This is a genomic window from Brasilonema sennae CENA114 (assembly GCF_006968745.1).
GTDB classification, from domain to species: Bacteria; Cyanobacteriota; Cyanobacteriia; order Cyanobacteriales; family Nostocaceae; genus Brasilonema; species Brasilonema sennae.
This window is the reverse complement of record NZ_CP030118.1, coordinates 7,479,006-7,499,374: the sequence shown is the minus strand read 5'-3', so window position 1 is coordinate 7,499,374 and position 20,369 is coordinate 7,479,006. Positions and strand designations below refer to the sequence as shown.

Below are 20,369 nucleotides of genomic sequence, written 5' to 3'. Positions count from 1 at the left end.
ATTGTGACGGATGATTCTGAATTCTTCTTGATTCAGTATCAATTCATTATTAATACGAATAAATGAAGAGTCTATTACTGACTAATAACAGACTTTTTATTAACTTGCAAATATTTTATCTATTCTACGAATATGCTAACTATTAAACGTAAAAATGTAACTTGGACAATACTCAGCTTACTAGGATTTGTGTATTTCTGTAGCATGTCTAATATGGTAATAAATCCTTTCTGGAGAAGCGAGATGACTTTTATCTCCCTACAAGCGGTTGCACTGATATCTGTGACTTATTTTCGTTTGATTCGTCGGTGACGTGAATTCTATTTTAGTGAAAGGGTGTGGAAGTGTTACGAGAATTAAATTAGAAATTCAAAACGAAAAATGTTTGTCCATAACAGATACACAACTATACCCTAATTTACTCATAATTTAATAAAAATTCACAATTATGACAATCAGTCAAAGGTTTGGATTTCGCCTACGCTCAAATTAGAGACGCTTTTAGAGAGGCGTTAAAATTTACTAGCAAATCCAAAAACTTTCCATGCAAATTGTCTCAAAAACTAACCTTTCCCCAGAAGCAGCCTCGACGACAGAAAAAATCACTTTAGATGTCGCAGGTATGAAGTGTGCCGGTTGTGTAAGGGCAGTAGAACGTCATCTGACTCAGTATCCTGGAGTCAAAAGTGCCTGTGTGAACCTAGCGACAGAAGTAGCAGTTGTAGAATTGGAAGCTGGTGCGGTAGATGCGGATGCACTAGCTAAGCAATTGACAACAGCTGGGTTCCCAACTCAACCTCGGAAACTTGGTGGAAAAGTAGCAGGTGAGACACAATTAATACAAGATCCAGTCCAACGACAGCAGCAAGAAATGCAAGCTGTCAAACAGCAATTCGTTATTGCTGTTGTTCTGCTAGTTTTCTCATTTATTGGTCATTTTGGAAGCATTAGCGGTCACGTGATACCAGTGTTGCATAACATCTGGTTCCACTGTGGATTAGCAACGGTAGCACTTTTGTTTCCTGGTCGTCCAATTTTAGTGGATGGCTGGGTGGGTTTACGGCACAATGCGCCGAACATGAACACCTTGGTGGGATTGGGAACGCTTACAGCTTATACCGCTAGTTTGGTTGCCCTGCTATTTCCCCAACTTGGTTGGGAGTGCTTCTTTGATGAACCAGTGATGATGCTGGGCTTTATCTTACTAGGACGGACACTAGAAAAACGAGCTAGAACTCGCGCTGCAGCTGCATTTAAGGAATTACTTGCACTTCAACCACAAATGGCGCGATTAATTGCCAAGCCGTCTACGACTGAAGCGACTTCCTCATTATCTTCTGGTGCGGGAGTCGTAGAAATTCCAGCTGAGTTGGTGCGTGTTGGTGAATGGTTACAGGTTTTGCCAGGAGAGAAAATCCCAGTTGATGCTGAGGTTGTGGATGGACAAACAACAGTCGATGAGTCCATGCTGACTGGAGAAGCAGTACCAGTGACAAAGCAACCAGGCGATTTGGTAACAGCAGGGACACTTAATCAATCAGGGGCGATAGCAGTTCAAGCAACTCGCGTTGGAAGTGATACAACACTCGCTCAAATCGTCGCCTTAGTGGAAGCCGCACAAACCCGCAAAGCGCCTGTACAAAAATTAGCAGATATAGTAGCTGGATACTTCACCTACGGTGTGTTGACAGCATCTTTGTTGACATTTGTCTTCTGGTACTTTTTTGGAACCCACATCTGGCATCACGCCGTTATGGCGTATGCCATGCAAATCTCTGACCACTCCTTATTCAGCACATCTCATACCCCACACCTGACAATCTACACACCAGTTCTAGTGAGTTTAAAGCTAGCAATTGCCGTTATGGTAGTCGCTTGTCCCTGTGCTTTGGGACTTGCCACGCCAACAGCAATTCTAGTGGGAACAGCTATCGGTGCGGAACGGGGTTTATTAATCAAAGGCGGTGACATTTTAGAAAAAGTTCACCAGTTAGACACGGTAGTGTTTGATAAAACTGGTACCCTTACCACAGGTCGTGCGGTAGTAACAGATTGCCTACCTTGTCAAGCAGAGGAAGAAAATGCTTTTCGTACCCCTGTTGCTCTTCTTCAACTGGCTGCAGCGGTAGAAAGGGGTACAATTCATCCTTTAGCAACAGCAATTCAACAAGAAGCGCAACGGCAAGAGTTATCTATCCCAGATGCTACAGACTTTCACACAGAACCAGGACTTGGCGTTTCTGCTGTCGTAGACGGTACTTTGGTGCTTTTAGGAAACTGCGATTGGTTGCAATGGCACGGTATTTCTATTAGTGAAACTGCCCAAAAACAAGCTCAAGAGTTAGCAGCAGATGGAAAAACAATAGTTTTTGTGGCAGTTGGAGATACAGTAGCGGGACTGATTGCTGTTCAAGATACCCTAAGACCAGATGCAAAAGCTACGATAGACAAGTTACACCAAATGGGTTTACGGGTTATGCTGCTTAGTGGAGATACGCAAGACGCAGCAAATGCGACAGCAAAACAACTGGGACTGGCTACCGCTGATGTGATGGCTGGCGTTCCCCCTGCGAAGAAAGCTGCTGCCATACAAGAATTACAATTACAGGAAACAAAGGGAAGGACTCGGCACTCTATTGTCGCTATGGTAGGAGATGGCATTAATGATGCCCCAGCTTTATCTCAAGCTGATGTGGGCATTGCTTTACACTCTGGTACCGATGTCGCAATGGAAACAGCGGAAATTGTCTTGATGCGGGATAACTTAAGTGATGTCGTAGCATCCATACAACTGAGTCGTGCAACTTTGAGCAAAATCCGTCAGAATTTATTTTGGGCTTTTGGATATAACACTCTTGGCATTCCTTTAGCCGCTGGTGTTTTATTGCCTAGTTTCGGTTTTGTCTTAAACCCATCGGGTGCAGCTGCACTTATGGCTTTTAGCTCTGTGAGTGTCGTCACTAATTCTCTTTTATTACGACGTTTTGCTTATCGCTCTTAGTTTCCTGCTTTCGAGGTATTATTTGTGAGCACAAGTATTTGATTTTGGCACTCTCAAGTTAAACTACGTTGACAGATTGTTGTTTCCAGACGCACAAAACCTGTTAAAACTGCTACAACATCTATAGTAGTTAAAAGAGTAGAACAGATTGTTCTACTCTTGTGCACAATCAAGCAATTTAAATGCATATCACATAATTACCATAAACTTTTACTAAAAAATGGCAGTAAACAATACTAAAGAAATTTTGATTAATAACAGTTCAACTCACACATTTAACAACGATGTGTCAATGGCAGCACAAACAAATGAAAGCCATCTACTGATAGTAGAGCATGATCAAGAACGCAGAGAGTTCATACTTGATCGCCCTGTTTACTCGATTGGTAGAGATTCCGACTGCGATATCTGTTTAGTAAACTCACTATTTGTCTCGCGCCGTCATGCCACACTCATTAGGGTACCGCGCGATGATAAGAAGCATAGCTATTATTATCGAATTATCGATGGTGATGGTAAAGGCAAATCGAGTTCCAATGGTTTGATGATTAACGGGCGAAAATTACTAGATGGTTTGATGATTAACGGGCAAAGAATACCAGCTCATGACCTTAAAAATGAGGATGAAATCGTTTTTGGTGCCCAAGTTCGTGCCATTTATTACCTACTGCGAAATAGCACGCTGACAGGAGGAGAAACAGATCCTGAATATGACATTACACTCATAGACCCGAGAATGATCAATGATATCGAGGACTGAAAGGATATTAATTCTCGAAAAAGCTGTTACCCATAAAGAATGTACTTTTATTCATCAGGGGACTAAACACTCAAAAGTCTAGAAGAACTCAAGAGTGTTGATCTTTGAGTCGTGAGTGTGTTACGCCAAAAAATGTATCAGAATTTTCGTCAAAGAGTCAAAGAGTAATTACGCCAGTTGACGGTAGTTTGCACACACTCAGTCAGCCACAAAGGCTGTGCTACAAAGCAGGGATGAGGTACCCCTGTGTGAGTATTTCCTATGTTTTATGCCTACGGCACTTGGCTTGGGCAAACGCCCGATTCGTGGGCTTTGTGCTTACGCTCACGAATCGGGCGCTAGTCGCGAGAAACGTTGGCAGGGCGCGCTGCGTCACGGCAAGGCGGAGCTTCTCGAAGGGCGCATGATCATGGATGCACGACAGTCGCTTACCTTCTGGCACACTCCGTGGATAGTGCTGTAGTTTATTGAAGAACACTAAGCGGTGCTACCCTGCTATGCTCTCAATAAGATGCCAATAGCGGCAATTTTCAATAGCCTGCTTAACGTATTCAAAAATTTGTCGGCAGTGATTATCTCTTTGAAGTGGTAGTTCTTCGTTTTTAATCACAATACTCATTCGGGTTTCTGTGTCATTATGTCTAGTTTTATCAATCAATATTTCCACGGTTACTAACTTGGAAATGGGTACAGAACCAATAAATTCCCGTGCCAGAATGTAATCAGATGTATAGTATTGAACATCCAATTGACAATCTTGGAGAAGTTCTACAAGTGAAGCTTGAAGTTGGTCAGTAGGAACAGAAAGAATAAATGAACAGGTATAGCGAGCCATAATAGCCCCACGCCTTGCAACAATCCGTCCATCCTATAATATCGAACCATCTAAGTCATTATAGATTCGTTAAAGAATCAAAGTTTTGAGTTGGCCAAACGCAACACACCGCACACAAACAAATTTCTGACTCTAAACTGTAGTAGCGAAACCAAAAGTTTGATAAAAACTTTAAAATAACTGTCTGGGGAAGAATGATCATGAAAATAGCAATTGCTGGAGCAACAGGATTTGTAGGTAGTCGTTTGGTAGAACGACTACGCCAAAAGGGTATGCAAGTGGTCGTGTTAACTCGTAACACAACCTATGCCCAAAAGGTTTTTCCATCTACAGCTTTTCCAAATGTAGAAATTGTTGCCTATACACCAAATACATCCGGTTCTTGGCAAAGTGCCATCTCTAGCTGTGATGGTGTCGTGAATTTAGCAGGTGAAGCGATTGGCGAAGGACGTTGGACACCTGAACGCAAACAGGAAATTTTAAACAGCCGCAAGTTCGTTACGCAAAACATTGTGGACGCAATAATCAATGCAAATCCTAAGCCTAGTGTCTTAATTAATGCTTCGGCTATTGGCTACTATGGTACGAGTGAAACAGCTACTTATGATGAAACCAGCTCAGCAGGTAACGATTTTCTTGCCCAAGTCTGCCAAGCTTGGGAAGCAGAAGCGAATAAGGTCAAAAATGCTGGAGTACGACTCGTGATTCTGCGATTCGGTATTGTTCTCGGTCTGGGTGGTGCCTTGGGTAAAATGATTACACCATTCAAACTTTTTGCAGGTGGTCCCATAGGCAGTGGTCGGCAATGGTTTTCCTGGATTCACGTAGATGATATTGTTAACTTGATTTTGCAAGCTTTAATGAAACCAGAAATACAAGGAGTCTATAATGCTACTGCCCCGCATCCTGTGCGAATGGCTCAACTGAGCCAAGCTATGGGAAAAGTCATGAATCGTCCTTCCTGGTTACCTGTTCCGGCTTTTGCTATCGAGGCTCTTTTAGGGGACGGGGCAATGGTGGTTTTGGAAGGTCAACAAGTCCTCCCCAAGCGTACTTTGGAAAGTGGCTTTGAGTATAAGTATCCTAATTTGGAACCAGCACTGGCACAGATTTTGAAATAGAAAATTAGAGATTTGACGCTGGTATCGACATTGTAAAGACAAATGAAGTGGGGTGCGTAATCAAAAGCATTTACTCACCCCACTGAAAAAAATTACCCATTGTCGGTTTTTATGAATTTTTGGGAAACCCAGTTGATAATGCCACTGATGATGGCACCAGCCATAAGGATGCCAATAGCAGGGTTAAATACAGGTTGCCAAAGGCTGTGCCACAAATCTAAGCCCAGTGGAACTCCAACTGTTTTACCAATAACTGCAACTGCAAACCACCCAAAAGCAAACAAGACAAAAAATACATCTGCCACTAAAACCAAGTTTAGCCAGTTTAAAAATTTATCTTTCATATGCATTAATTATGAATCACCAGTCAATAGTCTAAAACTACTGACTGATGATTTGGACTGTTGATATGTTATTCGTCTGGAAAAAGCCAACCTTTGACTTTTGCCAAACTTTGCCAGTCTGGTTTTCTGCCCAAACCGTCTTCAATACTTTTTTGGATTTCTTCTCGCCAGTCTGGGTTGACAAAAATCAACTGTTGTGCAAAGTCTACATGTTGTCGCAAACCTTTTTGACCCGTTTCCAGCATTGCAATCGCAAGGTTCACCCGTGCTTGTGGGTCTTGTGGATTAAGCTTAACAGCTTTTTGTGCAGCTTTATGAGCAGAATTTGGGTTGTCATCCAATAGATACAACCACGCCAAACAAGTCCAAGCAGCACTACTTTTGGGAGTGCGATCGCAAACTTCTTTAAAAACAGGGATTAAATCCGCTACTGCTTCTCCTGCTTTATAACGTTCTAAACCAGTGTCAAAGAGAGATTCAACTGTATTAGTCATTAGTCATTAGTCATTAGTCATTAGTCATTGGGAGACAGCGCGCAGAGCATCTGCCGTCGGGTTTCCCGACAGTCACGCACAGCCACGTGGTTCCCTCGTTGAGTGCATAAGCACGTGGTTAAGGGACTATGCAACCTACCGTTTGTTCGTCCTTTGTCGAATCACAGATGACAAAGGACTCAACGGGAAAACAAGTCGCCTTCTTGGTTTCCAACTTAGCTGCGCTGGCTCACAAATGAGTATATTACACTCCAAATGATTTGCCGCAACCACAAGTTTGATTAGCGTTGGGGTTAGTAAATTGAAAACCGCCGCCTATCATAGAGTTGCTGTAATCTAGCATTAAACCATAGAGATATAATAAACTTTTGCGATCGCAAACAATTTTGAAGCCATCATAATCAAAAATTTCATCTTGAGGGGTAATCTTGCTGGCGTCTTCAAAATCCATCATGTAAGACATTCCAGAGCAACCACCTTGACGCACTCCAACCCGTAAGCATAAGTCTTGACCTTGCTGATCTCGCAAAAATTTTACCTGCCGCAATGCTGCTTCGCTTAATTGGATTCCCCGTTGTAAAGACTGAGTTGCTTGTGTCATCTGCTGTTTATACTCCGATTCTGGTGTGAGCTTGACTTTGTAGCGGCAAGCTCTTTGGTTGAACTCCAAACTCACCGCTTGGTGGCTGCAAAAGTTTTTGTATCCATTCTAGCGATATTCATGTGCTAGGAATGCAAATTGTAAATACTGCGTCAAAAGCATGCAAAGATTTTTATTCTAGAATTGAGAGATTCAATGTGTTTTGAGATTCGATATTTTATTCCTCCAACATTGTGGTAGCTACCACCAGTAACTACTTGTTCACAAACAGCCAAAGAGTTTTGATCCGAGGCTAGCCTAACGCCAAAAGTTTAATTCCATATTGCTTGTTTTGATTAACTTACCTCTATGACAAGTTTTAATCGCTCTACCAGTCGTCGGTTGAAGAAATTAACCCAAATTCCTTCTGTGTGGGAGGGCGATCGCCGTCCATTGTCGTCATCACAAACCCAAAATTCCGATCCAGATGTCAAAGGTGAATGTATTCTTTGGGTAGATGGCTCGCAAGGTATTGTCCGGGGTATGGACGTAGTAGCACCAGAAACTGGTCCAGAAGCCATTGTTCGTACCTTAATGCGAGCGATGGAGCATCCTCATAATCCCGCAAAACCTGCTCGTCCTCAAAGAATTGTGGTCAAAGACCGCGAAATTCAATTTTACCTGCGCGGAGTACTACAGGATTTGGACATTGCGATTGAGTACGCGCCAGATCTCCCTTTAATTGATGAACTGTTTCGTGGATTTACTGAAATCTTAGATAGCCAAGTTCCCGATTTACCTCCACAATATGCACAAGTGCTGCGAGAAAAAGCATTTGCACTTTGGCAAGCAGCACCTTGGGAATTCTTGGAAGAACAGCAAATCTTATCCATAGAAATTAATAAATGGGATGTTGGCACACTCTATGCCAGTGTTATGGGGATGCTGGGGATGGAATATGGAATTTTGTTGTATCGTTCAGAAGACTCTTTAAAGCGTTTCCGCACAAGTGTTTTAAAAGAAGACGAATCACAAGGGCATTTAGAAGAAGCTTTTTTAAAACAAGATTGTCTATTTCTGACCTTTGAGCGTGCTGATGATACCGAAGAAGAGGAGGACGAATTCGATGACTTGGCAGATTTGCCTTTATCCGAAATTGAACCCACTTTTGGTAATATCCATCCTTTAGAAGGACTGCGTTCTGTTTTGTACGACGAAGAAGCACTTGTCGTTTATGTGGCAATAGAAAGTATTTCCCGCTTTATGCGTGATCACCGTAATCAGCTTGGTGGTGATACCTTCCCCAGCCTGAGTCGCCGCTATCGCATCTCGTTACCTGAGTCGTCAAAAGAACTAACAAAATCAGTGTCTATCGCTGTCTCTTCCATGCCACAATTAGCGACTGAGTTAGAAGAAATAGCAGGTTTTGACACTTTAGAAGATGATAGCGAGTCACCAGCACCAATTTTTCAGTCATTACGAGATGATTTGATACCAGAAGACTCATTTCTCAGTTTAGGAGTTGTCTCATGGGAAATGTTGGATTACTTGCGTCAGGGGGGAGCTTATCACGCAACAGGGGAAATCACACAAGCAGGGGATGGTTTGCCAGTGATTTTGATTCAAACTTCTCGTCCCAAGGCAAAAACTGTGATTTCAAATATTGAACAAGCCGGAGGACTTAAAGCAATCTGTTTTAATCCAGGTGCTGATCCTTTTGATGGGACACGCTACGATTTAGGTTTGTTACAAACTGACAACGGCGAATTATTCCTGTTTGGTGAGTTTGAAGATGACGATCCAATACACGTAGAAGCTCGCAAGAAATGGAATCAACGATGTAAAAATACCAATGGGTACTGTGGCTTAATTATTGCTAAAGGATTGACAGGGGCTTCTCGTGGTAATCCCCAGTTACGAGATATGATGGCTTTGTTTGAAGCACAGTTCCTCTCGCCCAAAGATTTGGGTCTCGGAACTCTTCAACTTATGCCTCAACTTCAATTTGAAGAAACGTGAGCTATCACCGCTAGAAGGAGTGGGATTCTTGAAGACTAAGCTAAGTCTCGAATATCCCATAAACTCAATTGAAGTGCAAAAAAATGTGCAGGAAGTGAGCACTGAGTATTAAAGGGGGGGCGGAGGCGTTAAGCGTAGCTCTCCGTCCGAGAGTGCCGCCCCTTTTAGGGGCTAGGAATCGCTTCGCTGCTAGCCTCAGCGCAAAGCGCGAGCGCATGAGCGTTCGGTAGATCGCTATTGCGGCAAACTTTTTGGTTTACTGCCTGTAGTTGGTGGGTGTCATGCCTGTAAGCTGCCGAAACTGTTTACTCAAATGACTATGGCTATTGAAACCACACAACAAAGCAATCTCCGTAATGGTTCGGTCTGTTTGTTTCAATAATTGCTTTGCCCGTTCTACTCGTTGCTGAAGCAGGTATTGGTAAGGAGCCGTTCCGATTGATTGTTTAAACAGATGGCTGAAATGATATTGGCTCATACCTAGCAACGCCGCTAAATCTGCCAGCTTGATGTCTTGATTCAGATATTCGTTGATGTATTCTAAAACTTGAATAAGTTGACGCTGTGGTAATCCACCCTCGTAAATTGAAAGGCAAAGTTTAGGAGCAGTGTATTGTCTTAGCAAATGCACTGCCAATAGATTTGATAGTGATTCAATGTAAAGCTTTCCGCCTAAATTTTCTTGTTTTAGCTCAGCAAGAAGCATCATGCCGATTGACTCAATCTGAGGATCGCGAGTCCGGAATTCGCTTAGTAATTCAAGCTGATCGGGATTGGTGTCAATAGTTTCTCTGGCAACGCTTTGAATAAAATCAGATGCAATCCGAATCTGTAAATAGTGATCATCTCTATCCCAACGTGCAAAAGATGGAGTCTTTGCAGGAGTTACAGAAATATCTCCTTTTCCGTAAAGCCCCGTATAGGTTTTTCCTCCTTGAATTTGCAGCAAGCGAACTGGACGCGGTGCAAGAGACAAGTAAATCGAATGTTCATTGCTGTAATCACACGTTGCCTCACCTGGGGGTTGCTGGAATTGCTCGACCAGAATATTTTCCCAACCCTGAGCTTGGCTAGACAAAATGGGCAAACAGTTCGTTTCAGGCTGTAGGGGGACTGTTGTTTTCATGATACAAACCCAATTCGTCTCATTCTGATTGTATTCAATGAATGGGTGCTTCCCATCAAGCAGTCTGAAAACTGACAGCAAGATTTTGATAGTGACACAAGAATTAGATAGCTGAGCACGAGCCATTTACCTAAGCTGGAATGGTAATTGATTAGGAAAAGCTATGGCACACCTGTTACACATTGATTCCAGTCCCAGAGGAGAACGTTCACACTCTCGCAGACTCACAAGAGAATTTGTTGAAGCGAGAGTACAGGCTCATCCGGGTGATGTCGTCACCTATCGCGATGTTGGTCGTAAGCCTGTTCCCCATGTAGATGAACCGTGGATTGCAGCGGCTTATACACCGCCAGAACAGCGCACTCCTCAACTCCAGGAGTCAATTAGCATTAGCGATCAACTCGTGGACGAATTCTTAGCTGCGGATCTCTACGTCATCGGTATTCCTATGTACAATTTCAGCGTTCCCAGTACGTTTAAGGCTTATATTGACCAAATTGTCCGTCCAGGGCGAACTTTCGTGTTTGAGCCAGAAGATGCTGCAAACCCTTACAAACCTCTCGTATTGAATAAGAAAATGCTTATCATCACAGCGCGAGGTGATTCTGGCTTTGGACCTGGTGAACGCAACGAAAAGCTAAATCATCAAGATCCGTATTTAAAAACAGTCTTTGGATTTCTTGGCATCACTGACATCACCTTTATTCATGTTGAGAATGATGAGTTGGGTGGCACAAGTTTGGTGAAATCGATCGCGGCTGCCCGTGCCCAAGTCGCTCAACTGGTGGGAAAGTAATCCTCACGAGGCTTTATGGCAATGACTAACCACTCACTTTTCGCATTGAAGCTTTTCTCAGCACTAGGCTGCGGACTAATAGCCGGAGTCTTCTTCGCCTTCTCAACCTTTGTGATGAGTGCGCTTGCTCGACTGAAGCCGACACAGGGCATTGTCGCCATGCAATCCATTAACATTACGGTGATCAATCCGTTGTTTTTTACAGTGTTTTTCGGAACGGCTGTAGCTTGTATCTTTGTGGCTGTCTTCTCACTGTTAAGGTGGCATCAACCTGGTGCCTCTTACTTGCTCGTTGGCAGCCTGCTTTATCTCGTCGGCACCTTAGGCGTGACAATCGTGTTCAATGTGCCGCTCAACGAAGCCCTGGCGATCGCCGATCCGAATAGCACTGAGGGCGCGAGGCTATGGTCTGACTACCTTGTCAACTGGACAATTTGGAACCACGTTCGGACCGTAGCAGCACTTGCAGCAGCAGCATCGCTCACGATCGCCCTCTGTGATCGAGCTTCGTAATCGTAATGTTTTACTCAGGCGTAACAACAATAAGATTTATTAAAGAAAACTAGCAATTAAAGACGTTTTTGCCTATTCCATACCTCTAAGTAGATTTTGTTTACCCTGTATCGTTAAGTAATATAAATAGTGTGCTTGTCTGTAACGATAATAACTTTTTGGGGAATCAACAATGAGTCAAGCAGCACCCGCAGGGGTAGATAGTTCATTACTACTTGTCACACAGAACTATAAAGAGTGGTATCGACAGGGTAAACGGCTCGAAAAGCAAGAGAATTACGAAGAAGCGCTCACTTATTACGACAAAGCAATAGAGGTTTGTCCTGATGAGTACTGGCTCTGGTATGACCGAGGTAGTGTGCTACGGGAATTAGGTCAGTATCAGGAAGCACTTGCTAGTTTTGACCGAGCATTAGGACTTCGCCCTAATGATTACTGGGCGTGGTACAGTCGAGGCTACATTTTGGTAGAAGAACTAGAGCAGTTTGAGGAAGCGATCGCCAATTTTAACAAAGCTCTCGCAATTCGCCGCGATGATTATTGGGCGTGGTTCCGTCGAGGAGATACCTTTAGATATTTAGAACGCTATCAAGATGCAATTTCTGACTATGATGAAGCTCTATCAATTCGCCGCGATGATTACTGGGCATGGTTTCGTCGGGGAGATGCATTAAGGCATTTAGGTCGTTATGAAGATGCACTCAAAAGTTATGAAAGAGCTCTTTCTCGTCGCTCAGATAATTTTTGGACTTATTACAAGATAGGCGATACGTTGAGACATTTAGAGCGTTACGAAGAGGCGCTTGTAAGCTATCAAAAAGCAACTGAACTGAAGCCAGACGATGAGTACGCTTGGTATAACATCGCTTGCTGTGCAGCCCGAGTTGGAAAAGAAGCGCTAGCGCTTGAAAGCCTGGAGACAGCGCTGAAAATCAATCTAAATTTTCAAATATTTGTTAAGACTGACCCCGATTTGGATGTCATCCAAGATCGTGAACAACTTGATCACTTGCTGTGCAAGATAGCTGAGTGGAATCCATAAATTTGCATCTTGAAGAAGAATTCAGGAGTCAGAAGCAATCAGTGGGGGATTCAAACCACAGACACAATTGAAGACCACTAAATCAAAGATTTAGTGGGGGTCTTAAACCCCTTTATTCATCCGCCAGTCGTACAGAATTCATGCTGAATTGTGTACGGCTGACGCCTCTATTCTTTCTTAATAAACCTTGTTGGGTTTAGCATATGAAAACCCAACAAGTTATGAAAATGCACAAGAAGACAAAGCGATAACGAAAACTATCACTAACCCAAATCTTTCCAAAACAGAGTTAAGCACCTCAAAAGTAGCCAAGTCTTTTTCTTAATTATTATGTGTGCAAAACGAAAACGTCAGTATCACGAATTTTGTCTTTGTCGCGACCAGTCTCATCTATAGCGAAGGCATCTGCTTTTACCTGCGCCTTGCTAATCGTCACATTTGGTTGCTGACGAACGATAGTATTAGCAGTGGCACTAGTGTAAGTGATATTTCCTTGAGCTAGTGCAACAGCATATGCTGTTGCAACACCTGGACCAGCATATGCATCACCAACAACATCAGCCGTTGCTCCACCAATAATTTTGTTGGCAAATTCTACTGCTTCACAATAGTTCAAGTCAGAAATAATCATTGTTTTCTCTTGGGAATTACGCAAAGTATTTTGTTGTAATTATGTTATCCCATACCTTGCAACTTTTTGAGCCTCTATTTGCTTGACTGCAGTCAGCGCTGAGTAACTGACGCCAGCAGTCCCTTCGCCTGGGTGAGTGGAGTCACCAACGAGCCACAGATTGTTGATGGGTGTACGATTGGCAAAACCAAAGGGACCGAAAGTTGATATCCTTTGACCAATACCACCAACAATACCCTGGTCTCGTGCTGTGTAGCGTGCAAAGGTGCGAGGAGTGGCTGCTTCTACATGAATAATAGTTTCTGGTTTCAGGTAAAAGAACTTTGACAGACGGGAGACAGCATCTTGTGTATATTGTTGTTTTAACCCCTCATAATCCTCACTCACCCACCACTGTTTTGTATCTACAAAAGAAGAAGCAATAATTGTTGCTTTTCCTTCTGGGGCGCGACCATCTCCTGGATGACTCACAGAAACAAACAGGGAATTATTGTTACCAATTGGACCTTTGGCATTATACATAAATTGGAGATGGGGCGGACATCTAGAAGGAATTGCGCTTTCGTCTACGCCCAGATAGATAACGAAAGCACCTGAAGCGGGTGGTAGTTTTTCGACTCGCCGTTTGTAACCATGAGGAGCTTTATTACCCAATAACTGCACTAAGTTTTGCGCAGTCACATTAGCAACTACGTGGTCTGCGGCTTCTGTCCAGACTTCCCCAGTTTTCTGGTTACGAATGACCACACCACTCACTTTGCCCTTTTCGACTTCAATATGTTCGACTGTGTGGCGCATGAGTAAGGTGCCACCTTTTTTTTCTAGGGCTTCTAAGAGGCGATCGCTGAGGACTTGCATACTACCTTGGAGATGATACAGTCCCTGCGGTAACTGCGATACACTCAACGCTGTTGCTGCATAAAGCAAAGCCGTCTCTTCGGTATCTACCTGAGAGTAGAGCTTGAGTTGCAAATCCAAAAATGTTTTTAAGCGGTGGTCGTTTCCTAGCTTGTAAGCACGCAACGCATCCCCAACTGTAAACAAAGTGTAGGGTACGGTTATGAATGTACTAGGACGTAATGCTTTAGTAAGTTGCACTAAATCCCACACGTTACGTGGTGGTAGCACTGGATCGCGTCCTTGAAATTCCCAACTCGCTTTAAACAAAGCCGCCATCAACTGCCAAAAAGGTTCGCTAAACGGAAACTGTCGTTGTCGTTCCTGTTTCCATTTTTCCGGATCTCGCCAAACGTTGATTGGTGTTTGCTCACCTGGCAAATACACTGCACAAGCTGGATCACAAGGCGTTGCTTGCGGTAAATCAATTTCTAATTCTGTAAAAATACGATGGTGGATTCCCCCTGCTTCCAACCCTGCAACTTGAGTGGCTCCCACATCAAAGGTAAATCCTTTACGTTGAAAGGTAGAAGCACAGCCTCCGGGTACAAGTGCTTGATCCAGAATTAACACACTGTAACCTCTATGTGCTAATAATGCACCAGCAGTCAGTCCGCCAATTCCGGCACCAATAACTATAATGCGGGGTTTACTATTGCCAACACGATGACCTGGCATTGATATTTACGACATATTTCTTATTTTATAATTATAATAAGATTTATAAATACTAAAAATTAAATTTAAACAGTTAGGACAATCAAACAGTGGCGTAGTTGCTTGGCACTTGCTTTTCTTGGAAAAGCACTAGCTTGAAAAAGGGGTGTAAGGGGAGCCAGTGCTGGGGTGAGGCAGTCCGGTCTTGGTGGTTTCCCCAAGGAGGAACTGCCGAAAGGGTTTCCCGACTTGAGGCACCTGGCGTTGTAGGGGTCTAGGGGAAATAGATTTTCATGTAAGGTTCGTGAGATTTTCCCGTGATTAGCTAGCTTGAAAATAGATTTTCATGCTTGGTTGTGGGCGATCGCCCATGATTAACTGACTTGAAAATAGGGAACGCTTAACAGTACTGAACGGTATTGGGTTAAAAAAATCATTAAAAACCTTTAAAGACTTAATTTAATGGGATAAGGCGCGACAAAGCTGCAAAACTTCTAACCATCTTTGCCACATAATCCTTGCATGCGGTTTGAACGGAAGTTTGTACGGTTGATACATTTGGTTTTGGATATCAGAAACTGTAGTCACTTGACTAAGCGCTACTCTATTTTTTTGAGAATCAAACTTTTCTCTAAACCGCAACCAAGAATGATGATCTTGCCAAATCAAAGAAGTAATAGGCTCAACTGTAATTTTGAAAAGGCATTCAATGAGACATAAATAAACTGGTCGAAGTAACAGTGGACTGTAGTCTAACTTGATGCTTTTGTTTAACCAAGTTAGAGTGCTCCAATAATCTCCGCTTGCCCTGCTTTTCCATGCAAGATGAACGTAAAAAGAACTAGCAGCCCAATGATATATGTGAGCAGGTATTTCTGGATGTTTTCTCTGAAAATCTGCCATAACCAGATTGTAAGACTTCTCCATTGTCTGACATCCGTTAGACATACTTGCTTTCACCTGACGATAGCCAATCAAAAACTCAGGTACAACTCGAAACTGATAATATTCAGCAATCCGCAAGTAAATATCCCAATCTTCACAACCTTGTGCATTCTGCTCTCTGAGTTTGCTGCTGTAACCGCCAACTTTATCAAAACAAACTCGACGAATCAGAGGGACACTTGCATTGATAATAAAGTTTGTATATAGCATAGCTGGGTAAACCTCTCCCTCTATGCTGAGAACATTTAAATGGTGATGGGGAATGTACTGTCCGACAATTGCATCTTCTTCGTCAATAAACACTGACCAAGCATAAATTAATCCTACTGATTGGTCTGCCTTTAACAGACATTGGACTTGTTTCTCTAGTTTCTGGGGATACCAAATATCATCAGCATCAATCGGTGCAATGTATTCACCTTTAGAATTTTCAATTGCCAAATTACGAGCCGACGCTACTCCAGAATTTGATTGTTTGAAAAGGCTGATGCGATTGTCTTTTTGAGCAAACAATTCGACAATTTCAGCCGTTTTATCCTGAGAACCGTCGTCAACTACTAAAATTTCTATATTTTTATATGTTTGAGATATGATTGATTGCAAGGTGCGAGTGATGAAAGCTTCTGCATTATACGCAGGAACGATAACTGAAACTAACGGCAATTCACCCTTGATTTCATTGACTATATTCATGCAACTTTTGTTCGTGACAATCAAGTCAACAAATTACGACTACTTATTTACTGTTATGTATTGTATTTGTAACAATGATCATCAGTAATAATATGCAAAATTTGAAAAAAAATTATTTACTATTTCTTAACAAAACCTCGCTCAGACACTGATAATCCCGGTACAGATTTCAGTCCTAGGTAAGATAAAGAGGTGTAAGCTTATTCCCTACAAATTGAAATGACTTCAACCCTGCTAAACTTTCCTCGTCTTAATACTCCAAAGCTTTACCAATTGCCTGGGGGTTTGACTATAGTTGCAGAACAGATGCCTGTTGAAGCAGTGAACCTGAGCTTGTGGGTTAATGTTGGTTCCACTGCCGAGTCAGATACCATTAACGGTATGGCTCACTTTCTAGAGCATATGATTTTTAAGGGAACTGAACGACTGGCAAGCGGCGAGTTTGAACGTCGAATTGAAGAGCGGGGTGCTGTGACTAATGCCGCTACAAGTCAAGACTATACTCATTACTACATTACCAGTGCTCCCAAGGATTTTGTAGAGCTTGCGCCACTGCAAATTGATGTCGTACTCAATGCGAGTATACCTAACGAAGCTTTTGAGCGCGAACGATTGGTGGTTCTGGAAGAAATTCGACGTTCTGAGGATAATCCCCGTCGCCGCATTTTTCAACGAGCGATGGAGACGGCTTTTGATAAGTTACCTTATCGGCGTCCTGTTTTGGGACCAGAAACTGTCATTTCTCAATTGCAACCTCAGCAGATGCGGGATTTTCATGCAACTTGGTATCAACCCCCTTCAATAACTGCTGTGGCTGTAGGTAATTTACCTGTGGAAGAGTTAGTTGAAATTGTTGCAAAAGGTTTTGAACGAACTGTGAAAACTGAGCATCCAACGCCCATTCAGCAGGTACAGCCTAATTCAGAACCTTTGTTTAAAAACATTGTCCGTAAAGAATTTATTGATGAAAGCCTGCAGCAAGCAAGACTAATCATGCTTTGGCGAGTACCTGGGTTGAACCAATTAGAAAAAACTTATGCCTTGGATGTTTTGGCGGCAATTTTGGGACATGGGCTGACATCAAGGCTGGTGCAGGATTTGCGCCAAGAACTGGGGCTGGTTTCCCATATTTCTGTCAGCAATATGACGCAGCAGTTACAAGGTACATTTTATATTACGGCTTATTGTACAACTGAAAATCTGTCGGCAACAGAGGCTCGGATTGTGCAGCATATCCAAAATCTGCAAACAGAAATGGTAAAAGAGGCGGAAATAGCTCGTGTACGGACAAAAGTGGCTAACAGATTTATTTTTGCCAATGAAGCACCGAGCGATCGCGCCAATTTATACGGTTACTATCAATCAATGGTAGGAGATTTGGAACCAGCATTTAACTACCCAGCTCGCATTCAAGCTCAAGATACAACTAGCTTGATGCAAGCAGCACAAGAATACCTTTCCCCAGATGCCTACGGTGTGGTTGTTATTAAGCCATCTTAGAGCATCTTACAGCAATCCTAGATAAGTCGTGAACAAAAAAAACGTAGACGCGAAGCGGTGAGACAGCGCTGCAGGAGGGTTTCCCGACCTAGGCGACTGCGTAAGCGCAAGCGCACGCTAAGAGCGAACGCGTAGCGTCTCCGCAGGAGATACCCGAAGGGCTTCCCGCAGGGTACCGCAAAGGACGCATAGACGCAAAGCGGCTTCCCGCAGGGTAGGACGCAAAGAAAAGAAAGAGAAGAAGAGGAGGATGTTCATATCTTATTTAGGAAGGCTGTAGACTTCCAACGATGAGGAAGTTATCCTGCTCATCCCCCTCACTCGCTGCTCAAACATTGTATGCCCTACAGAAATTTAGTTTTGAATTTTGCTTCGACTGCGCTCAGCAACCATGAATTTTGCTTCGACTACGCTCAGCAACCATGAATTTTGAATTGTTATGATGTGGACTGAAATTGATGCCAATATTAGCCAGGTGACTGGCGAAAAATTTCAATCGTCACAACGACGCTCAGTCGGTGGTGGATGTATAAATCAAGGTTACAGTGTCTGTGACGGTGAGCGCACCTATTTTGTCAAGTTTAATCAAGCGTCGCAAATTGCAATGTTCGAGGCTGAGGCGCTAGGCTTACAGCAAATGTACCAAACAGCAACTATCCGCGTTCCCAAACCCATTTGCTGGGATACAGCTGGTGATTCTAGCTATGTGGTGTTGGAATGGCTAGAGATGGGTTCAGCCCAAACAAAATCTTGGGAAGAAATGGGGCGCAAGTTAGCAGCGATGCATAAAGCAACCAGCAGCCAAGGTTTTGGTTGGGATATAAACAACACTATTGGTTCCACGCCTCAAATTAATACTTGGACAGCAGATTGGGGTGAGTTTTATACTAAATATCGGCTGAGTTATCAATTCCAATTGGGAAGGCGTAAGGGAGGTCATTTTCCCCAAGAAAAGGAGTTACTAGAGGCTATTCCTGAAATTTTGGCAGATCATAAACCACAGCCTTCTCTTGTACATGGTGATTTATGGGGAGGAAATGCTGGGTGTACTGTTGCGGGAGAACCAGTGATTTTTGATCCGGCGGCTTATTTTGGCGATCGCGAAGTTGATATCGCCATGACAGAATTATTCGGTGGTTTCTCTGCTGCGTTTTATCGGGGTTACAACGAAGTTTGGCGGTTAAATGAAGGGTATGAGCAAAGAAAAACTCTCTACAACCTGTATCACATTTTGAACCATTTCAATTTATTTGGTGGTGGTTATTTGTCGCAAGCAAACCGGATGATTTCCCAGATTTTGGCGATTTCGCGCTAAACTCCAGTTCAAAACTATGTGCCAATTTGCAAAACAATTTTGCCGCGTGTGCGCCCACTTTCGGAAAGTTGGAATGCCTTTTTGACTTCTACAAGCGGCAAAACGGTTGCGACGTGCGCTTTTAATTTGCCTTCGTCAACCAATGCGCTGATGGCAGCTAATTGTTCCGCGTTTGGCTTGCAATGAACCCGCGCGGACTTGACGCCAAATTCCTGCGCTTTTTCTTCGGACGGAAACTCCACTGACGTTACCAGAAAGCCACCTTTTTTCAAAGTTTGGAACGCTCTTTCAAACGTGTCGCCGCCGACTGCATCGAAGACGACATCAACGTCTTTAACGACTTGTTCAAAGTTTTGCTTCGTGTAATCAACGAACTCATCCGCGCCTAAATCTCTGACGAACTCTTCATTGCGTCCCGAAGCCGTACCGATGACGTATGCGCCTTTTGCTTTGGCAAGTTGAACAGCCAGTGAACCGACTCCGCCTGACGCGCCGGTTATCAAAATTCTTTGCCCGCTGCTGAGATGGGCTAAATCAAAAATCGCCTGCCATGCGGTTAACGCGCCGAGTGGAACCGCCGCCGCGTTCTCGAAATCGAGACTTTGGGGTTTAGACGCAATATCCCCCATTTTGGCGATCGCGTATTCGGCGAAACCTCCAGAGCGTATGATGCCGTAAACCGCATCACCTTCTTTGAAACCTCTGACATCATCGCCAATTCTTTCGATTGTTCCGGCAATCTCGCCGCCGAGCATGATCGGTAGTTTCAAACCGAGCCTTTCGCCCACACCGTTGCGGATTTTCCAGTCAACCGGATTAACCCCCGCGACGTGAACTTTCACCAAAACTTCGTCCGCCTTCGGCTCCGGGCGTTCGACATCAGCATAATTTAGAACGTCATCATTGCCGTATTCTTTGATTACTATTGCTTTCATTTTCCTCGCTCCTGTTTAATTCATAAATTGAGCTACTTACTATTGTTATAGGAATCCGGTTTTATTTCTGAATTGACTCGTAGAGGTAGGGAACAGGGAACAGGGAACAGGGAACAGGGAACAGGGAACAGGGAACAGGGAACACCCGAACGCTTAACATAAACT

The 20,369-nt window shown here is 43.4% G+C and carries 18 protein-coding genes; 9 read left to right on the top strand and 9 right to left on the bottom strand.

The window, feature by feature from the left end:
- The first annotated feature begins 544 nt into the window (after positions 1–544).
- The gene (locus tag DP114_RS31205) at positions 545–3,001 is read left to right on the top strand and encodes a heavy metal translocating P-type ATPase (protein WP_171977975.1); all 2,457 of its coding nucleotides are present in this window, start codon (positions 545–547) and stop codon (positions 2,999–3,001) included.
- Between the two features lie 220 nt (positions 3,002–3,221).
- Positions 3,222–3,761, top strand: a complete 540-nt coding sequence (locus tag DP114_RS31200; RefSeq protein WP_171977974.1) for an FHA domain-containing protein — start codon at positions 3,222–3,224, stop codon at positions 3,759–3,761.
- 487 nt (positions 3,762–4,248) lie between these two features.
- Here the strand turns inward: DP114_RS31200 and DP114_RS31195 are convergent, their stop codons facing one another.
- Positions 4,249–4,596 carry a hypothetical protein gene (locus tag DP114_RS31195; RefSeq protein ID WP_169266661.1) on the bottom strand — a complete coding sequence of 116 codons (348 nt, stop codon included), beginning with the start codon at positions 4,594–4,596 and terminating at the stop codon, positions 4,249–4,251.
- A gap of 200 nt (positions 4,597–4,796) precedes the next feature.
- On the opposite strand from DP114_RS31195, the gene thyD reads away from it, so the two are divergent.
- Entirely contained in the window at positions 4,797–5,717 is a 921-nt protein-coding gene (gene thyD / locus DP114_RS31190) for a thylakoid membrane protein ThyD (protein ID WP_169266660.1), read from the top strand.
- Between the two features lie 92 nt (positions 5,718–5,809).
- Here thyD and DP114_RS31185 read toward each other — a convergent pair whose 3' ends face one another.
- From DP114_RS31185 to DP114_RS31175, 3 genes are all read right to left on the bottom strand, one after another.
- Complete coding sequence (locus tag DP114_RS31185; protein WP_169266659.1) at positions 5,810–6,061, bottom strand: hypothetical protein; 252 nt, start codon at positions 6,059–6,061, stop codon at positions 5,810–5,812.
- A 68-nt stretch (positions 6,062–6,129) separates the two neighbouring features.
- Positions 6,130–6,555 carry a tetratricopeptide repeat protein gene (locus DP114_RS31180; RefSeq protein WP_171977973.1) on the bottom strand — a complete coding sequence of 142 codons (426 nt, stop codon included), beginning with the start codon at positions 6,553–6,555 and terminating at the stop codon, positions 6,130–6,132.
- A gap of 244 nt (positions 6,556–6,799) precedes the next feature.
- Entirely contained in the window at positions 6,800–7,156 is a 357-nt protein-coding gene (locus DP114_RS31175; RefSeq protein ID WP_169266678.1) for an iron-sulfur cluster assembly accessory protein, read from the bottom strand.
- A gap of 348 nt (positions 7,157–7,504) precedes the next feature.
- Between DP114_RS31175 and DP114_RS31170 the strand changes: the two genes are divergently transcribed.
- On the top strand, positions 7,505–9,154 hold the full coding sequence (locus DP114_RS31170; protein ID WP_169266657.1) for a DUF6930 domain-containing protein: 1,650 nt from the start codon (positions 7,505–7,507) through the stop codon (positions 9,152–9,154).
- 256 nt (positions 9,155–9,410) lie between these two features.
- On the opposite strand, the gene DP114_RS31165 is transcribed toward DP114_RS31170, so the two are convergent.
- Positions 9,411–10,280 carry a helix-turn-helix domain-containing protein gene (locus DP114_RS31165; RefSeq protein WP_171977972.1) on the bottom strand — a complete coding sequence of 290 codons (870 nt, stop codon included), beginning with the start codon at positions 10,278–10,280 and terminating at the stop codon, positions 9,411–9,413.
- 163 nt (positions 10,281–10,443) lie between these two features.
- Here DP114_RS31165 and DP114_RS31160 point away from each other — a divergent pair, with 163 nt between their 5' ends.
- From DP114_RS31160 to DP114_RS31150, 3 genes are all read left to right on the top strand, one after another.
- Entirely contained in the window at positions 10,444–11,076 is a 633-nt protein-coding gene (locus DP114_RS31160) for an FMN-dependent NADH-azoreductase (RefSeq protein ID WP_171977971.1), read from the top strand.
- A gap of 15 nt (positions 11,077–11,091) precedes the next feature.
- The gene (locus tag DP114_RS31155) at positions 11,092–11,589 is read left to right on the top strand and encodes an anthrone oxygenase family protein (protein WP_171977970.1); all 498 of its coding nucleotides are present in this window, start codon (positions 11,092–11,094) and stop codon (positions 11,587–11,589) included.
- A gap of 172 nt (positions 11,590–11,761) precedes the next feature.
- A complete protein-coding gene (locus DP114_RS31150; protein WP_171977969.1) occupies positions 11,762–12,631 on the top strand; it encodes a tetratricopeptide repeat protein in 870 nt (289 codons plus the stop codon).
- Between the two features lie 328 nt (positions 12,632–12,959).
- On the opposite strand, the gene DP114_RS31145 is transcribed toward DP114_RS31150, so the two are convergent.
- The 3 genes from DP114_RS31145 to DP114_RS31135 all read right to left on the bottom strand — a co-directional run bounded on the left by DP114_RS31145 (position 12,960) and on the right by DP114_RS31135 (position 16,454).
- Positions 12,960–13,262 carry a hypothetical protein gene (locus DP114_RS31145; protein ID WP_169266652.1) on the bottom strand — a complete coding sequence of 101 codons (303 nt, stop codon included), beginning with the start codon at positions 13,260–13,262 and terminating at the stop codon, positions 12,960–12,962.
- Between the two features lie 39 nt (positions 13,263–13,301).
- The gene (crtD, locus tag DP114_RS31140) at positions 13,302–14,837 is read right to left on the bottom strand and encodes a C-3',4' desaturase CrtD (protein ID WP_169266651.1); all 1,536 of its coding nucleotides are present in this window, start codon (positions 14,835–14,837) and stop codon (positions 13,302–13,304) included.
- Between the two features lie 438 nt (positions 14,838–15,275).
- Positions 15,276–16,454, bottom strand: coding sequence for a glycosyltransferase family 2 protein (locus tag DP114_RS31135; protein ID WP_171977968.1), 1,179 nt, complete (start codon positions 16,452–16,454; stop codon positions 15,276–15,278).
- A gap of 219 nt (positions 16,455–16,673) precedes the next feature.
- On the opposite strand from DP114_RS31135, the gene DP114_RS31130 reads away from it, so the two are divergent.
- Complete coding sequence (locus DP114_RS31130; protein ID WP_171977967.1) at positions 16,674–17,954, top strand: M16 family metallopeptidase; 1,281 nt, start codon at positions 16,674–16,676, stop codon at positions 17,952–17,954.
- Between the two features lie 442 nt (positions 17,955–18,396).
- Entirely contained in the window at positions 18,397–19,269 is an 873-nt protein-coding gene (locus tag DP114_RS31125; RefSeq protein ID WP_171978359.1) for a fructosamine kinase family protein, read from the top strand.
- Positions 19,270–19,283: 14 nt separating this feature from the next.
- On the opposite strand, the gene DP114_RS31120 is transcribed toward DP114_RS31125, so the two are convergent.
- Positions 19,284–20,204 (bottom strand): NADP-dependent oxidoreductase, encoded by a 921-nt coding sequence (locus DP114_RS31120; protein WP_171977966.1) that lies wholly within the window; start codon positions 20,202–20,204, stop codon positions 19,284–19,286.
- Positions 20,205–20,369 lie beyond the last annotated feature (165 nt).

Coding starts and splice junctions, on each gene's coding strand:
- crtD (WP_169266651.1), bottom strand. CDS start 14,837: ATGCCAGGTCATCGTGTTGGCAATAGTAAACCCCGCATTATAGTTATT.
- DP114_RS31155 (WP_171977970.1), top strand. CDS start 11,092: ATGGCAATGACTAACCACTCACTTTTCGCATTGAAGCTTTTCTCAGCA.
- DP114_RS31170 (WP_169266657.1), top strand. CDS start 7,505: ATGACAAGTTTTAATCGCTCTACCAGTCGTCGGTTGAAGAAATTAACC.
- DP114_RS31195 (WP_169266661.1), bottom strand. CDS start 4,596: ATGGCTCGCTATACCTGTTCATTTATTCTTTCTGTTCCTACTGACCAA.
- DP114_RS31165 (WP_171977972.1), bottom strand. CDS start 10,280: ATGAAAACAACAGTCCCCCTACAGCCTGAAACGAACTGTTTGCCCATT.
- DP114_RS31135 (WP_171977968.1), bottom strand. CDS start 16,454: ATGAATATAGTCAATGAAATCAAGGGTGAATTGCCGTTAGTTTCAGTT.
- DP114_RS31205 (WP_171977975.1), top strand. CDS start 545: ATGCAAATTGTCTCAAAAACTAACCTTTCCCCAGAAGCAGCCTCGACG.
- DP114_RS31130 (WP_171977967.1), top strand. CDS start 16,674: ATGACTTCAACCCTGCTAAACTTTCCTCGTCTTAATACTCCAAAGCTT.
- thyD (WP_169266660.1), top strand. CDS start 4,797: ATGAAAATAGCAATTGCTGGAGCAACAGGATTTGTAGGTAGTCGTTTG.
- DP114_RS31145 (WP_169266652.1), bottom strand. CDS start 13,262: ATGATTATTTCTGACTTGAACTATTGTGAAGCAGTAGAATTTGCCAAC.
- DP114_RS31160 (WP_171977971.1), top strand. CDS start 10,444: ATGGCACACCTGTTACACATTGATTCCAGTCCCAGAGGAGAACGTTCA.
- DP114_RS31175 (WP_169266678.1), bottom strand. CDS start 7,156: ATGACACAAGCAACTCAGTCTTTACAACGGGGAATCCAATTAAGCGAA.
- DP114_RS31150 (WP_171977969.1), top strand. CDS start 11,762: ATGAGTCAAGCAGCACCCGCAGGGGTAGATAGTTCATTACTACTTGTC.
- DP114_RS31185 (WP_169266659.1), bottom strand. CDS start 6,061: ATGAAAGATAAATTTTTAAACTGGCTAAACTTGGTTTTAGTGGCAGAT.
- DP114_RS31125 (WP_171978359.1), top strand. CDS start 18,397: ATGTGGACTGAAATTGATGCCAATATTAGCCAGGTGACTGGCGAAAAA.
- DP114_RS31120 (WP_171977966.1), bottom strand. CDS start 20,204: ATGAAAGCAATAGTAATCAAAGAATACGGCAATGATGACGTTCTAAAT.
- DP114_RS31200 (WP_171977974.1), top strand. CDS start 3,222: ATGGCAGTAAACAATACTAAAGAAATTTTGATTAATAACAGTTCAACT.
- DP114_RS31180 (WP_171977973.1), bottom strand. CDS start 6,555: ATGACTAATACAGTTGAATCTCTCTTTGACACTGGTTTAGAACGTTAT.